At 67.4% G+C, this 14,437-nt stretch carries 14 protein-coding genes; 12 read left to right on the plus strand and 2 right to left on the minus strand.

Annotated elements, in window-relative coordinates; all coding sequences use genetic code 11:
* Nucleotides 1–57: 57 nt before the first annotated feature.
* Nucleotides 58–693: an MBL fold metallo-hydrolase gene (locus tag KHC28_RS19995; RefSeq protein WP_214010135.1), complete on the minus strand. Its 636-nt coding sequence runs from the start codon at nucleotides 691–693 to the stop codon at nucleotides 58–60.
* Between the two features lie 128 nt (nucleotides 694–821).
* Between KHC28_RS19995 and lepA the strand changes: the two genes are divergently transcribed.
* The 10 genes from lepA to KHC28_RS20045 all read left to right on the plus strand — a co-directional run bounded on the left by lepA (nucleotide 822) and on the right by KHC28_RS20045 (nucleotide 11,069).
* Nucleotides 822–2,627: a translation elongation factor 4 gene (gene lepA, locus KHC28_RS20000; protein ID WP_214010136.1), complete on the plus strand. Its 1,806-nt coding sequence runs from the start codon at nucleotides 822–824 to the stop codon at nucleotides 2,625–2,627.
* A 74-nt stretch (nucleotides 2,628–2,701) separates the two neighbouring features.
* Nucleotides 2,702–2,890 carry a YegP family protein gene (locus KHC28_RS20005; protein WP_214010137.1) on the plus strand — a complete coding sequence of 63 codons (189 nt, stop codon included), beginning with the start codon at nucleotides 2,702–2,704 and terminating at the stop codon, nucleotides 2,888–2,890.
* A gap of 420 nt (nucleotides 2,891–3,310) precedes the next feature.
* Nucleotides 3,311–4,489, plus strand: coding sequence for an ABC transporter ATP-binding protein (locus tag KHC28_RS20010; RefSeq protein ID WP_214010138.1), 1,179 nt, complete (start codon nucleotides 3,311–3,313; stop codon nucleotides 4,487–4,489).
* Nucleotides 4,490–4,522: 33 nt separating this feature from the next.
* Nucleotides 4,523–5,674 carry an ABC transporter substrate-binding protein gene (locus KHC28_RS20015; protein ID WP_214010139.1) on the plus strand — a complete coding sequence of 384 codons (1,152 nt, stop codon included), beginning with the start codon at nucleotides 4,523–4,525 and terminating at the stop codon, nucleotides 5,672–5,674.
* A 53-nt stretch (nucleotides 5,675–5,727) separates the two neighbouring features.
* Nucleotides 5,728–6,549 (plus strand): ABC transporter permease, encoded by an 822-nt coding sequence (locus KHC28_RS20020; RefSeq protein WP_214010140.1) that lies wholly within the window; start codon nucleotides 5,728–5,730, stop codon nucleotides 6,547–6,549.
* A 44-nt stretch (nucleotides 6,550–6,593) separates the two neighbouring features.
* Nucleotides 6,594–7,400, plus strand: coding sequence for an ABC transporter permease (locus KHC28_RS20025; protein ID WP_214010277.1), 807 nt, complete (start codon nucleotides 6,594–6,596; stop codon nucleotides 7,398–7,400).
* Between the two features lie 2 nt (nucleotides 7,401–7,402).
* Complete coding sequence (locus KHC28_RS20030; protein WP_214010141.1) at nucleotides 7,403–8,455, plus strand: LacI family DNA-binding transcriptional regulator; 1,053 nt, start codon at nucleotides 7,403–7,405, stop codon at nucleotides 8,453–8,455.
* 4 nt (nucleotides 8,456–8,459) lie between these two features.
* Nucleotides 8,460–9,269, plus strand: a complete 810-nt coding sequence (locus tag KHC28_RS20035; RefSeq protein ID WP_214010142.1) for an inositol monophosphatase family protein — start codon at nucleotides 8,460–8,462, stop codon at nucleotides 9,267–9,269.
* Nucleotides 9,266–10,033: a phosphodiesterase gene (locus KHC28_RS20040; RefSeq protein ID WP_214010143.1), complete on the plus strand. Its 768-nt coding sequence runs from the start codon at nucleotides 9,266–9,268 to the stop codon at nucleotides 10,031–10,033. Before KHC28_RS20035 ends, KHC28_RS20040 begins: the two co-directional genes overlap by 4 nt.
* A gap of 148 nt (nucleotides 10,034–10,181) precedes the next feature.
* Nucleotides 10,182–11,069: a LysR family transcriptional regulator gene (locus KHC28_RS20045; RefSeq protein WP_214010144.1), complete on the plus strand. Its 888-nt coding sequence runs from the start codon at nucleotides 10,182–10,184 to the stop codon at nucleotides 11,067–11,069.
* A 58-nt stretch (nucleotides 11,070–11,127) separates the two neighbouring features.
* On the opposite strand, the gene KHC28_RS20050 is transcribed toward KHC28_RS20045, so the two are convergent.
* Nucleotides 11,128–11,970 carry an oxidoreductase gene (locus tag KHC28_RS20050; protein ID WP_214010145.1) on the minus strand — a complete coding sequence of 281 codons (843 nt, stop codon included), beginning with the start codon at nucleotides 11,968–11,970 and terminating at the stop codon, nucleotides 11,128–11,130.
* A 307-nt stretch (nucleotides 11,971–12,277) separates the two neighbouring features.
* Here KHC28_RS20050 and KHC28_RS20055 point away from each other — a divergent pair, with 307 nt between their 5' ends.
* Both KHC28_RS20055 and KHC28_RS20060 read left to right on the plus strand, forming a co-directional pair.
* Nucleotides 12,278–12,940: a DedA family protein gene (locus tag KHC28_RS20055; RefSeq protein WP_214010146.1), complete on the plus strand. Its 663-nt coding sequence runs from the start codon at nucleotides 12,278–12,280 to the stop codon at nucleotides 12,938–12,940.
* A gap of 142 nt (nucleotides 12,941–13,082) precedes the next feature.
* A complete protein-coding gene (locus KHC28_RS20060) occupies nucleotides 13,083–14,429 on the plus strand; it encodes an LLM class flavin-dependent oxidoreductase (protein ID WP_214010147.1) in 1,347 nt (448 codons plus the stop codon).
* The last annotated feature ends 8 nt before the right edge of the window (nucleotides 14,430–14,437 follow it).

The raw sequence follows: 14,437 nt of genomic DNA on the forward strand, positions 1-14,437 counted from the left end.
ATGATTGGCCGTGCTGCGCCGCAGCGCGAGTAACGTTCCGTTTAACGCTGCGGCAAATCAGCGAATGTAGGGATTGCTGCGCTTTTCCGTGCCGATGGTCGAGGCATTGCCGTGGCCGGGCAGGATGGTGACGGAATCGCCGAGCGGCAGCAATTTGGTCTTGATGCCGGTGATCAGCTGGTCGTGATTGCCATAGGGAAAATCCGTGCGTCCGACCGAGCGCTGGAACAGCGTGTCGCCGACGAGAGCGAAGGCATTGTCGCGGCTGAACAGCACGACATGACCCGGCGTATGACCGGGAACGTGCAGCACCTCGAACGGAATGCCGCCGATATCGACGCTGTCGCCTTCCTCCAGCCAGCGGCTGGGGGTGACCGCCTTGCCGGGAATGCCGGTGCGTTCGCCATTGGCCACCAGGTCGTCGAGCAGGAATTTGTCGCCGATATGCGGCCCCTCGACCGGTACCCTCAGCTGTTCGGCGAGATCGGCGGCGCCGGCGGCATGGTCGATGTGGCCATGGGTGAGAACGATCTTTTCCGCCGTCACTTCAAGCTCTTCGAGCGCCGCGAGGATGCGCGGCAGGTCGCCGCCCGGATCGATCACCGCGCCCCGCTTGGTCGTCTCGTCCCAGACGATCGAACAGTTCTGCTGGAACGGCGTGACGGGGACGACGGCGATCTTGAGCTCGGACATGATCACTCCATGGGTGGGGTGCCGGGAATGTGGTCGATCGGATGCCAGCCTGCAAGCCGCCCCAGAAGCCTCTCTGCAAACCGCCGCAACGCTTGTGAGCGGTGAGCGCCAATGCTATCCCGCGCGCCATGAGCACCGAGCCCGTCGCCAACATCCGCAACTTTTCCATCGTCGCCCATATCGACCATGGGAAGTCGACCCTCGCCGACCGCCTGATCCAGATCACGGGCGGATTGTCCGAGCGTGAGATGTCGGATCAGGTGCTCGACAACATGGACATCGAGCGCGAGCGCGGCATCACCATCAAGGCGCAGACGGTGCGCCTGTCCTACAAGGCGAAGGACGGAAACGAATACGTCCTCAATCTCATCGACACGCCCGGCCATGTCGACTTCGCCTATGAGGTGAACCGCTCGCTCGCCGCCGTGGAAGGCTCGCTCTTGGTGGTCGATGCCTCGCAGGGCGTCGAGGCGCAGACGCTGGCGAATGTCTACCAGGCGATCGACAACAATCACGAGATCGTCCCGGTCCTCAACAAGGTCGACCTGCCAGCCGCCGAGCCGGACAAGGTGAAGGCGCAGATCGAGGACGTGATCGGCCTCGACGCCTCCGATTCGGTGCTGATCTCGGCGAAGACCGGCCTCGGCATCCCCGACGTGCTGGAAGCCATCGTCACCCGCCTGCCGCCGCCCAAGGGCGACCGCGAGGCGCCGCTTAAGGCGCTGCTGGTCGACTCTTGGTACGACGTCTATCTCGGCGTCGTGGTGCTGGTGCGCATCGTCGACGGCGTGCTGAAAAAGGGCCAGCGCATCAAGATGATGCGTACCAATGCGGTCTACGATGTCGACCGCGTCGGCGTGTTCACGCCGAAGATGGTGGCGATGGCCGAGCTCGGCCCGGGCGAGATCGGCTTCCTCAACGGTTCGATCAAGGAAGTCGCCGATACCCGCGTCGGCGACACCGTCACCGAGGAGAAGCGGCCGACCGCCGAGGCGCTGCCGGGCTTCAAGCCGGCGCAGCCGGTGGTGTTCTGCGGCCTGTTCCCGGTCGACGCCGCCGATTTCGAGGATCTGCGCGCGGCGATGGGCAAGCTGCGCCTCAACGATGCCAGCTTCTCCTTCGAGATGGAGACCTCGGCGGCGCTGGGCTTCGGCTTCCGCTGCGGCTTCCTCGGCCTGCTGCATCTGGAGATCATCCAGGAGCGGCTGGAGCGCGAGTTCAACCTCGACCTGATCGCCACCGCTCCCTCGGTCATCTACGAGATCGAGATGAACGACGGCACGGTGCTCGAACTGCACAACCCGGCCGACATGCCGGACGTGGTGAAGATCAAGCAGATCCGCGAGCCGTGGATCCGCGCCACCATCCTGACCCCGGACGACTATCTCGGCGCGGTGCTGAAGCTCTGCCAGGACCGGCGCGGTAACCAGATCGAGCTGACCTATGTCGGCGCCCGCGCCATGGTCACCTACGACCTGCCGCTGAACGAGGTGGTGTTCGATTTCTACGACCGGCTGAAGTCGATCTCGAAGGGCTATGCCTCCTTCGACTATCACATCACCGAATATCGCGAGGGCGACCTCGTGAAGATGTCGATCCTGGTCAATGCCGAGCCGGTCGACGCGCTCTCCATGCTGGTGCACCGCTCGCGGGCGGAATATCGCGGCCGGGCGATGTGCGAGAAGCTGAAGGACCTGATCCCGCAGCATCTGTTCAACATCCCGATCCAGGCAGCCATCGGCGCCAAGATCATCGCCCGCGAGACCATCAAGGCGTTGCGCAAGGACGTGACGGCCAAGTGCTATGGCGGCGATATCACCCGCAAGCGCAAGCTTCTGGACAAGCAGAAGGAAGGCAAGAAGAAGATGCGCCAGTTTGGCCGCGTCGAGATTCCGCAGGAAGCCTTCATCGCCGCGCTCAAGGTGGACGACTGACCCTCTCCCGCTACCCAAGAGTGCCAATTCGTGCTGACATGGCCGCCTAACGTCAAAAAATGACGAGGTGGGAAATGTACAAGTTTGAGGTCTACAAGGATAAGTCCGGCGAATTCCGGTTCCGGTTCAAGGCGTCGAACGGCGAAAGCATGTTTTCGTCGGAAGGTTACAAAGCCAAGGCATCGGCGCTGAGCGCCATCGAATCGATCAAGAAGAACGCGCCGGGTGCCACCGTCGTCGATCAGACCAAGGTTGATGTCTGACATTTACGGTCCGCACGGCACCTTGATCGGTCGCCGTGCGGACACGTTTCTTGCCGGAAACGCGCCTTGTCGCAGGTCGACGGCGCGTAGGCCGTCAGCGGCGATCTCCGGTCCTCCATCGTCCATCGATCCGCGTGCATCGGTTGGGCTTCCCCATCGCTGTGGAAGGGTAGGCTCCGGGTTTGCCATTCCCAGCCGCGGTGATCTTGCGCCGTTCCGGTGATCCACCTTCCCGAGATCCGCCCCGGGGCGTGCCGCGTTTCGATCTTGGCCTATCCCTTTCGGTCGCCGGGGCGGCCGTGACCGGTCGGCGAGCCGTCATCCCCGAGCCGTCATCCCTCTGCAATGAAAGCAAGCTAGTTCCGGTTCGTGGCCGCGGCGATCTGCGCCCGATGTTGCACAGCTGTGCAAGGACCCGGAATGAACGACGACGCCTTCCTCCGCATCGCCGATCTGTCGGTTGGCTATGGCGCGACCCGCGTGCTGGAGCGGCTCGACCTCGCCATCGGCAAGGGAGAGTTCGTCGCCCTGCTCGGCGCCTCCGGCTGCGGCAAGACCACTCTGTTGCGGGCCATGGCCGGCTTCGTGGCGCCTTCCACCGGCACGGTCGCGGTCGATGGGCGCGATGTCACGCTCATGCCGCCGGACCGGCGGGGCATGGCGCTGGTGTTCCAGTCCTACGCGCTGTGGCCGCACATGACGGTCGCCCGGAACATCGGCTACGGGTTGAAGCTGAAGGGGCTTTCCCGCGCCGCGATCGACCGGCGGGTCGCCGAGATCGAGACCCTGCTCGGCCTTGAAGGGCTCGGAGCCCGCAAGCCGGCCGCGCTGTCCGGCGGGCAGCGCCAGCGGGTGGCGCTCGGCCGGGCACTCGCGGTCGATCCGCAGATCCTGCTGCTGGACGAGCCGCTCTCCAATCTCGATGCCCGCATCCGGCTGAAGGTGCGCCATGAGATCGGCGCGCTGCAGCGCCGGCTCGGCATCACCGCCGTCATCGTCACCCATGATCGCGAGGAAGCGATGGCGATGGCGGACCGCGTCGTCATCATGGAAGCCGGACGCATCGCCCAGCAGGGCTCGCCGGAAGAGGTGTACAGCCGCCCCGCCTCGTCCTTCGTCGCTGCCTTCATGGGCGCCGAGAACGTGCTGGCGCTGGAGGGACAGGTCGCCGGCGGCGCGGTCCACATCGCGGCCGGCCGGCAGTCGTCCTCCGCCACGCTGACCCTTGATGGACGCCTTCTGTCGAGCGGCCGGCTGGAAGCCCGCTTCCGCGCCGAGGCGGTGGAGATGGTCGCCGCTGACGCACAAGCGTCGAGAGCGGAAGGGCTGACCATCGCCGGCCGCGTCGAGGCGGCGAGCTATCTCGGCGGCGGCTGGCGGCATTCGGTACGGGTCGGCGACCAGACGCTGTTCGCCGATGCGGCCCGGCCCTTCGACAGCGGTGCCGGCGTGGAGCTGCGCATCCCCGGCGACAAGCTGTTCCTCTTCAACCTGCCGACCTCGTCGAGCGCGCCCGATGCGACGGCGCTAGAGGCGGCGGCCGAGCTTTCTCCAGCGGCCCCGCGCGGTCCGGTGGAGCGCGTCCTCCAGGCAAGCTGACCCGCCATCCTTCTTCCAACGGAGATCCGATCCATGCAGAGCCTTCTCAAGCCTGCGCTCGTCGCCTCGGCACTGACGCTCGGCCTCGCCGCCGCGCCGGCCAGTGCCGCCGAGCTGACCGTCATCACCGCCGGCGACCAGAACATGGTCGACTACGTCAACCAGTACCTCGCGCCGCTGTTCGAGAAGCAGTATCCCGGCAACACGGTGCGCGTGGTCGGCACCGGCCCGGGCGATGCCGGCTCGCAGAAGATCGTCGAGCGTTTCGAGGCGCAGAAGCAGGCCGGCAGCACCACCTGGGACACCGATGTCGCGGTGGTGCACGAGAAGTTCGTCGGCCCGATGATCACCGGCGCCTATCTCGAGGCGTATCGCGACAAGATCTCCACCGGCAAGCTGGTGAGCCGCTCCAATGCCGACATGGCGCTCGGCACCAAGGTGACCGGCTACGTCATGCCGATGTTCAACAGCCAGACCGCCATCGCCTACAACCCCGCGCTGGTGCCCAACCCGCCCAAGAGCTATGCCGAGCTTGCCGACTGGGCGAAGGCCCATCCCAAGCAGTTCGGCTATAACGGCATCAAGGGCGGCGCCTCCGGCGTCAGCTTCGTGATGGGCTGGATCTACGCCTTCGGCGACGGCGACGCCAACAAGCTGATGAACGGTCCCTTCGAAGCGGCCGAGACTAAGAAGTGGGACGCCGCCTTCGCCTCGCTGCGCGACTTCACCAGGAACGCGACGCTCACCCCCGGCAATGCCGGCACGCTCGACCTGCTCTCGCGCGGCGAGATCGCCATGGGGCCGGTGTGGGTCGACATGTTCTATTCCTGGCAGGCCAACGGCCAGTTGCCGCCGGACTTCAAGCTGGTGCTGCCGGCGCCCGGCATGCCCGGCCAGCCGATGCACTACGTGATCCCCGCTAAGAGCGCGAACAAGGAACTCGCCGAGAAGTTCGTCGAGCTCGCCACCAGCCCGAAGGTGCAGGCGGAGGGCATCGTCAAGCGCTTCAACTGGTATCCGGGCATCGACGCCCAGTACGTCCAGCCGGAGCTCGACAAGGCGACGTGGGACAAGCTGTTCATCGCCATCACCCCGGAAGATCTGGCGAAGAACGGCAAGCCGTTCCCCATCGCGCCCTATAACAGCGCGATCCTCGAAGCCTATGAGCGTCAGGCCACCAATTGAGCCTCATCGGCCACCCGATCGTCCCGGGTGGCCGCTTCTCCCGGAAGACCGACATGCCGACGCCCGCTCTGGGATTGCTGCTCGTCCTGCCCGCCCTCGCGGTGATCCTGCTGCTGTTCGTGGTGCCGCTGGCCGCCTCGGTGGCCGGCGCCTTCGAGGTCGGCGGCGGGTTCGGTTTCGGTAATTTCATCAAGACCTTCGAGCTCTACACCTCCGACATCCTGTTCACGCTGATGATCGTCAGCCTGTCGACGGCGATCATCGGCGCGCTCGCAATCGCCATCGGCGGCTATCTGACACTCGGCGAGAATCCGCGCGCGGTCGCCCTGCTGCGCTGGCTGTATCGCTGGCCGATGTTCGTCCCGTTCATCGTGGTAGGGCAGGTGCTGCGCACCTTCCTCGCCAAAAACGGCTTGATGAACAACGTGTTGATCGGCGCTGGGCTGATCACGCCGATGGACGCGACGAGCTTCCTCGACTGGCGCGGCATCGTCATCGCCTTTGTGTGGAAACAGACGCCCTTCGTGGCGCTGCTGGTCGCCGGCGCCATGGCGTCGGTCGACCGCGGCACCCTCGAGGCGGCGCGCAATCTCGGTGCCTCGAGGGTGCGCATCCTGTTGGAAATCCTCGTGCCGCAAGTAGCGGGAACGCTGATGGTGGCGCTGGTGCTGTCCTTCGTCACCATGATGTCGGTGCTGTCGGTCCCGCTGATGATCAACGCCCAGTCGCCGACCATGATCACCGCCGACATCGCCTTCCGCATCAACGCCTATGGCGACTATGGCGTGGCGAACGCGCTCGGCGTGGTCTCGCTCATCGCCAGCGCCGGCGTGGCGTGGCTGTATCTGCGCCACAGCGTGAAGGAGCGGGCATGATGGCGCAGATCGATGTCACGAGCGCCTCGCAGGACCGCCCGGCCATGGGCGTCGACCTGTGGTGGATCCCGCGGGGCCTGGTATTGGGCCTGCTGGCCTTCGTGATCTTCGGGCCGCTCGCCAACCTGCTGTTGTGGACGGTGGCGGAGCGCTGGTATTTCCCGCACGCGCTGCCGATCGACTATGGCTTCAGCTACTGGGGCCGGGTGTTCGCGCCGCGCGGCAACGCGACGGAGGCACTCGCCAACAGCCTGACCGTGGCCGGGTTGACGGTCGTGGTCTCGCTGGCGCTCGCCATTCCCGCCGGCTACGCGCTCGCGCGGCTGAGGCTGCCGTTCCGGGCGGTGATCCTGATCGCCTTCCTGATCCCGCAGGCCTTCCCGAACCTGACGGTCTATGTGAACGTCGCGCGGCTGTTCTACCAGCTCGGGCTCAACGGCACGATCCCCGGCGTGGTGCTGGTGCATGTCACCCACGGCCTTGTCTACGCGGTGTGGATCGCCACCGCCGCCTTCTCGGCCGTCGACGCGGAGCTGGAGGAGGCGGCGCGCTCCATCGGCGCCGGGGCGCTGAGGGCCTTTCTCGACGTGACGCTGCCACTGGCGGCGCCGGGCCTGCTCGCCAGCGCGATCTTCGTCTTCCTCGAGTCGCTCGATGAGTTCACGGGGAGCTATTTCGTCGGCGCGCCGGACGTGAACATGCTGCCCTTGCTGCTCTACACTGCCGGGGCGGGCGGCAACTACCAGGTGGCCTCCATCACGGCGTTGCTGCTGCTCGTTCCGTCCATCGGCTTCATGCTGGTGGTGGAGCGCTTCCTGAAATCCGACGTGCTGTCGAAGGTCGGCCGCTGACCATGTCCCTTACCGATGACGGCGTGCGTGGTTTCGTCAGTGCGCAGCAGGTGGCCGAGCGGGCTGGCGTGTCGCGGTCGGCAGTGTCGCGTGCCTTCACCCCGGGCGCCAGCGTTTCCCCCGAGACGCGCGAGAAGGTGATGCGGGCGGCGGCCGAGCTCGGCTACCAGGTCAACGATCTCGCGCGCGGTCTGCTGGCCAATCGCAGCCGACTGGTCGGGCTGGTGGCGACGCGGCCGGAAGTCGGGTTCCGCGCCCATCTCGTCGCCGCACTGACTGCCGCGCTGATCCGGCGCGGCAATCTGCCGTTTCTCATCAATACCGGCTCTTCGACGGCGGAGCTGGAGGCGGCGCAGGCGGCGCTGTTCGGCTATCGCGCCGAGGCGACGATCATCCTGTCCGGCTCGCCGCCGGCCTCCTTCGTGGAGCTCGCCCGCCGCAACGGCCAGCCGCTGATCTCCATCGGCCGATCCGAACCCGGCTGCGATCACGTGAAGGTCGACAACGAGGCCGCCGCCCGCGAGGCAGCGCGGCTGTTCCTCGCGCGTGGACTGACCCGGCTGGGCCTTGCGGGCTCGGCCTCGGGCACGCCGAGCATCGTTGAGCGCGAGCAGGCCTTTCTCGACGAGGCGCGCCGGCTCGGGGCGCAGGCGGTCGCGGCTCGTGGCGCCGATTCCGACTATGCTGGCGGCCAGCAGGCGGCGCAGGTGCTGTTCGCGATGGTGGATCGACCGCAGGCGGTGTTCTGCGTCAACGATCTCATCGCCTTCGGGGTGATGGATGCGGCGCGACACCGTTTCGGCCTGCGCGTGCCGGAAGACGTTGCGGTGATCGGCTTCGACGACATACCCGAGGCCAGTTGGGACGCCTATCGGCTCAGCACCTTCCGGCAGGATCCGGCGGAGATCGCCGTCCACACGGTGGCACACCTTGACCGCCGGCTGGCCTCGCCCGGCGCCGCGCCCTCCACGGTCCGCCTGCGGGCGGTGTTCGTCGAGCGGGCGAGCACTTCTTCTTCTACAACTTCCTCATCGCCGAGACAGACAGCGGAGTAGCTGCGTGACCGAGTCCGATCCCCTTGCCGCGCGGCTCGATGTCGCGCGCGCCGTCGTCGAGGAGGCCGGCGCGCTGGCGCTGGGCTATTTTGGCGAGATCGCCAGCCTCGCCGTCGAGGCCAAGACCGGCGGGCAGGACGTGGTGAGCATCGCCGACCGCGAGGTCGAGCAACTGGTGCGCAGGCGGATCGCCGTCGCGTTTCCCGACGACGGCTTTCTCGGCGAGGAATACGGCTTCACGCCCTCGGCGTCAGGATTCGTCTGGGTTCTCGACCCTATCGACGGCACCAGCTGCTTTCTGCACGGCATCCGCAACTGGTGCGTCTCGCTCGCCTTGATGCAGGATGGTGTCACCGTGGCGGGCTTCATCCTCGATCCCAATGCACGCGAGCTTTTCCGGGCGGTCGCCGGGCAGGGGGCGACGCTGAACGGCGCGCCGATCCACGTCGATGCGCGCAACGGCCTGCGCAGCGGGCTGGTCAGCGTCGGCGCCAATGGTCGGGTGCCGCCGCGCGTGGTGGCGACGTTCATCGAGAAGCTGCTGGCGGCGGGCGGCATGTTCGTGCGCCACGGCTCCGGCGCGCTGGGGCTGGCGCATGTCGCCTGCGGGCGCCACGCCGCCTATTACGAGCCGCATATCAATGCCTGGGACTGCCTGGCCGCGCTGTGTCTGATCCGCGAGGCGGGCGGCTGGACCAATGACTTCGAGGCCGGCGATCTTCTTGCCGGCGGCCCGGTGATCGGCTGCGCGCCGCAGCTGCGCGACGAACTGCTGGCCTTGATCGAGGCCACGCTGCGGGAGACGGCGGTGTGAAAAAGCCCTGTAAAATCATTCAGGTAAGCGATCTTCACCTGGTGTCGCCGGGCGGTATCTTGCAGGGCTCGGATCCGCTGGCGCGGCTGGAGGATTGCCTCGCCGACCTGAACCGTCACCATGCGGATGCCGATCTGGTGGTGTTCTCCGGCGACCTTACCGACGATGGCGAGCCGGCGGCCTATGCGGCGCTGGCCGAGCGGCTGACTGCGCTGAAGGCGCCCTGTCGGCTGATGATGGGCAATCACGACGACCGCATCGCCTTCGCCGCCGCCTTTCCCGGTGTCGTCGGAGCGGACGGCTTCGTGCAGGCGGCCGTCGATCTCGGTGGCTGGCGGGCGGTGCTGCTCGACACCCATGAACCCGGCCATGTCGAGGGGCGGCTGTGCGCGGTGCGGCTCGACTGGCTGGACGCGGCGTTGACGGGGGTATCTAAATCATTGATATTTCTTCATCATCCGCCGGTGTCGATCGGGATTCCTTCCCTCGACAATTCCCGGCTGGCGGAGGCGGACCGGCTTGCGGCGGTGCTGCGCCGGCATGGAAGTGTGCGCCATCTCTTCGCCGGCCACGTGCATCGGCTGGCCAGCGGGCTGTGGGAGGGTCTTCCCTTCGCCGCCGTCCGCAGCACTAACCACCAGTCGGCATTGGCTTTTTCCGGGCCGCACCAAGTGAGCTTCGAGCCGCCGGCCTATGCGGTGATCCTCGCGGGGGAGGACGGCATCGCGGTGCACCAGCAGGAGTTCCCCTGCCGCGACCGCTAGCTCCGCCGGAAGGCCGGTGAGGTGGACGATGAGGCCAGCCCTGCCGGTCGGGTGGCCGGTGAGGCCGACAAATCGCTGCTGGTGAAGCCGGGTAGCATTGTGCATCCTTACCGATGCTCGAAGTCCCATTAGCGAGACCAGTTCATCAATGGCGCGCATCGATCCCGCCGACCTCGGCGTCTTCCTCGCCATTGCCCGGCATGGCAGTTTTCGCCGGGCGGCGGCCGAGCTGGGGGTGACGCCGTCGGCGCTCAGCCACTCGATGCGGCTTGTCGAGGAACGGCTCGGGGTTCGGCTGCTCAACCGCACCACACGCAGCGTGGCGCTGACCGAGGCGGGCGAGCGGCTGCTCGGCCGGGTGGGGCCGGCGTTCCGCGACATCGACGACGCCATCGACGAACTCAACAGCTTCCGCGACCGGCCGTTCGGCACGCTGCGCCTCAATGCGCCGCGTCTGTGCGCGCGGCTGGTGCTGAGGTCGCTGCTGGCGCGGTTCATCGCCGCCTATCCCGATATCAGGGTCGAGCTGGTGGTCAGCGACGCGCTCGTCGACATCGTGGCGGAGGGGTTCGATGCCGGCATCCGCTTCGGCGAGGCGATCGCCGCCGACATGATCACCGTGCCGATCGGTCCGCGCCATGCCTTCGCGGTGGTGGGCTCGCCGGCCTTTTTCGCCCGTCACGGCGTGCCGCACGATCCGCGCGAGTTACGCGGGAAGCCGTGCATCCGCTTCCGCTTCCTCGGCGGCGCGCTCTATGCGTGGGAGTTCGAGCGGGGCGGGGAGGAGATCGCCGTCGAGGTGGACGGGCCGCTGACCCTGAGCGAGCAGGACCTGATGCTGGAGGCGGCGCTCGACGGCGTCGGCATGGCCTATCTCTTCGAGGCGCAGGCGCGCCCGCATCTCGCCAGCGGCGCGCTCGTCCGGGTGCTGGAGGAGTGGTGCCCGCATTATCCCGGCTTCTACCTGTATTATCCAAGCCGGCGGCAGATGCCGGCCTCGCTGCGCGCCTTCATCGATTTTTCTCGCGGTGCGTGAGAATTCCGGGGCGTGAGAGCCGCCAGCCGGGTGGCCGGCGGCTCTCCCCGGCCGGTAATCAGGCGGCGGCCTGATCGTCGTGGTCGGTCGAGAGGGCGAGGGCGCGCCACTCGGCAAGCTCGCTCTCGACGAAGGCGTGCTTGTCCTCGATCCGCGCCACCGCATCGCTGCCGAGCGGCAGGCGCAGCGGCTTGTTCTCGGCATTGGCCAGCACGATGAAGGCCTTGGCGAGCTTGGCCGGGTCGCCCGGCTGGGCGTGGTTGGCGCCGGCGGCGAAGCTGCGCATGGCGCCGACCGTCTCGTGATAGTCGGCGATCTCGGCGTGGGTCTTCACCAGCGAGCGGTCGTCAAGGAAGTCGGTGCGGAAGAAGCCGGGCTCCACCACGGTGACGGCGATGCCGAGCGGGGCGAGTTCCTGCGACAGTGCCTCGGAAAGCCCTTCCACCGCGAACTTGGTGGCGCCGTAGACGCCCCAGCCGTGATAGGCGCCATAGCCGCCCAGAGAGGAGATGTTGATGACGTGCCCCGAGCGCTGGCGGCGCATGTGCGGCAGCACGGCACGGGTGACGTTGAGCAGGCCGAACACATTGGTGCGGAACACCCGCTCGACTTCCGAGGCGCTGGATTCCTCCACCGCGCCGAGCAGGCCGAAGCCGGCATTGTTGACCAGCGTGTCGATGCGGCCGAAGCGCTTCACCGCCTCGCCGGCGGCGGCGAAGGCCTGAGCCTCGTCATTGACGTCGAGGGCGACGGCCAGCAGGCGGGGATGCTCGCCGAGCGTATCGACGACGGTGCGCGGGTCGCGGGCGGTGGCGACGACATTGTCGCCGGCCGCAAGGGCCTCGCGGGCGATGAGGGCGCCGAAACCACGGGAGGCGCCAGTGATGAACCAGGTACGCATGTCGATCTCCATCCGATTGGGCCCGCAGCGCGGCGCCGTGTTGATGGAGAAACGGTAGCTCTCGCCCCGGCGTGAATTAATCCGGCATTATTTTCATAGAATACTGAGTTATTCTCACCAATCCGTGCAGGGCGGCGAGGGCTTGGCCAGCCATGCCGGGGCGTGGGCGAGGGTGACCTAGCCGCCTTGTGATCGCGCCACCCCTGCCGGGCGGCGAGCCGCAGCGGCTATGTTGCGCGCCACTGGGGGGCGGAACCGGTGCGGGCTGTCAATCAACTGACGCACGCATCGGGCAAGAAGAGTGTTCATGGAACAGTTCATCGGCCAGGTCGGCGTCTTCATCGAGACGCATCAGTCCTACGCGTTGCTGCTGGCGGGCATCATCGCCTTCGGCGAATCCCTCGTCATCGTCGGCCTGTTCATTCCCGCGACAGCCCTGATGATGCTGATCGGCGGGCTGATGGGGTCCGGGATCGTCGAGCCGCTGCCGATCTTCGTCGGCTCGATCATCGGCGCCATCCTCGGCGACGCCGTCTCCTACCTGCTGGGGCGCCGGGTCGGCCGCAGCGTGATCTACCGCTGGCCGCTGTCGCAGTATCGGCCGAGCGTGGCGCGCGCCCGGCTGTTCTTCAAGCGCTACGGCTTCGCCTCGGTGTTCTTCGGGCGGTTCCTCGGCCCGATCCGCTCGACCATCCCGCTGGTGGCCGGCATGATGGCGATGCCGCACCGCCACTTCCAGATCGCCAACGTCACCTCCGCCATCGCGTGGGCCGCGGTGATGCTGGCGCCGGGCTGGCTCGCCGGGCACACCGCCTCGCAACTCGGCAGCTTCGGCAGCGTGGAGTGGATCGCGGTGATGGCGGTGCTCACCGTGGTGTTCCTCGTCGGCACGACGCTGATCCTGCGCAAGCTGGCCAAGCCGGCGCCGCGCCGGCGGCGCGCCGCGCTGCCGCAGGCCAGCGAGAGCTGAGAAGGTTTTTCCGCGATCGCCGCCTCGGGCGGGTGCTTTTGCTCATGTGCCGGGGAACCGACAGGTCGCCGCTTGCGGCGGCGCCGTCGCGGCATAGCTATAGGGCTCGCCTCCGCCCGCCACGGCCACGGGAAAGACCGGCATGAGCACTCGCAAGCAGCTTCACCTCGGCGCCTTCATGCGGCCGGTGAGCCTCCATACCGGCGCCTGGCGCTATCCCGGCGCCTGGCCGGACGCCAATTTCAACCTCGGCCATCTCGTACGGCTGGCGCAGAAGCTGGAGGAGGGCAAGTTCGACGCCTTCTTCATGGCCGACCATCTGGCGGTGCTGAACATGCCGGTGGAGGCGCTGAAGCGCAGCCACACCGTCACCTCCTTCGAGCCGTTCACGCTGCTGTCGGCGCTGGCGATGGCGACCTCGCGCATCGGGCTGGTGGCCACCGCCTCGACCACCTTCGAGGAGCCGTTCCACATCGCCCGGCGCTTCGCCTCGCTCGACCACATCAGCGGCGGGCGTGCCGGCTGGAACATCGTCACCACCTCCAACCCGGATTCGGCGCTGAATTTCGGGCTCGACGACCACATGGAGCACGATGAGCGCTATGTGCGGGCGCGCGAGTTCTTCGACGTCGTCACCGGCCTGTGGGACAGCTTCGCCGACGACGCCTTCCCGCGCGACCCCGACAGCGGGCTCTTTTTCGATCCGGCGCGGCTGCACGTGCTCAATCACAAGGGGACGTATTTCTCGGTGCGCGGGCCGCTCAACATCGCCCGGCCGGTGCAGGGCTGGCCGGTGATCGTGCAGGCCGGCGCCTCCGAGCCGGGCCGCCAGCTGGCCGCCGAAACGGCGGAGGTGATCTTCGCCGCCGCCTCCGACCTCGCCTCCGGCCGCGCCTTCTATGCCGACGTGAAGGGCCGGCTCGACCGGCTGGGACGGCCGCGCGACCATCTCAAGATCCTGCCCGGTGCCTTCGTGGTGGTCGGCGACAGCCTGGAGGCGGCGCGGGCCAAGCGGGCCAAGCTCGACAGCCTGGTGCATTACGACAGCGCCATCGCCTCGCTCTCCATCTCGCTCGGCCACGACGCCTCGCGCTTCGATCCCGACGGACCGCTGCCCGACGTGCCGGAGACCAATGCCAGCCGCAGCGCCCGCGAGCGGGTGATCGAGATGGCGCGCCGCGAGAACCTCACCGTTCGCCAGCTCGCCCAGCGGCTCGGCGGCTATGCCGGCCTCGCCTTCGTCGGCACGGCGGAGAGCATCGCCGACGAGATGCAGGAATGGCTGGAGACCGAGGGCTCGGACGGCTTCAACGTGACCTTCCCGTTCCTGCCCGCCGGGCTCGACGACTTCGTCGACAAGGTGGTGCCGGAGTTGCAGCGGCGCGGCATCTACCGGCGCGACTATGAGGGCGCGACGCTGCGCGAGCATCTCGGCCTGCCGCGCCCGGAGAACCGCTTCTTCGCCGGGGAGGCGGTCGCCGCAGGCTGAAGGCGCCG

Origin of the sequence: Ancylobacter sonchi, from assembly GCF_018390695.1 — a bacterium.
Taxonomy (GTDB): Bacteria; Pseudomonadota; Alphaproteobacteria; order Rhizobiales; family Xanthobacteraceae; genus Ancylobacter; species Ancylobacter sonchi.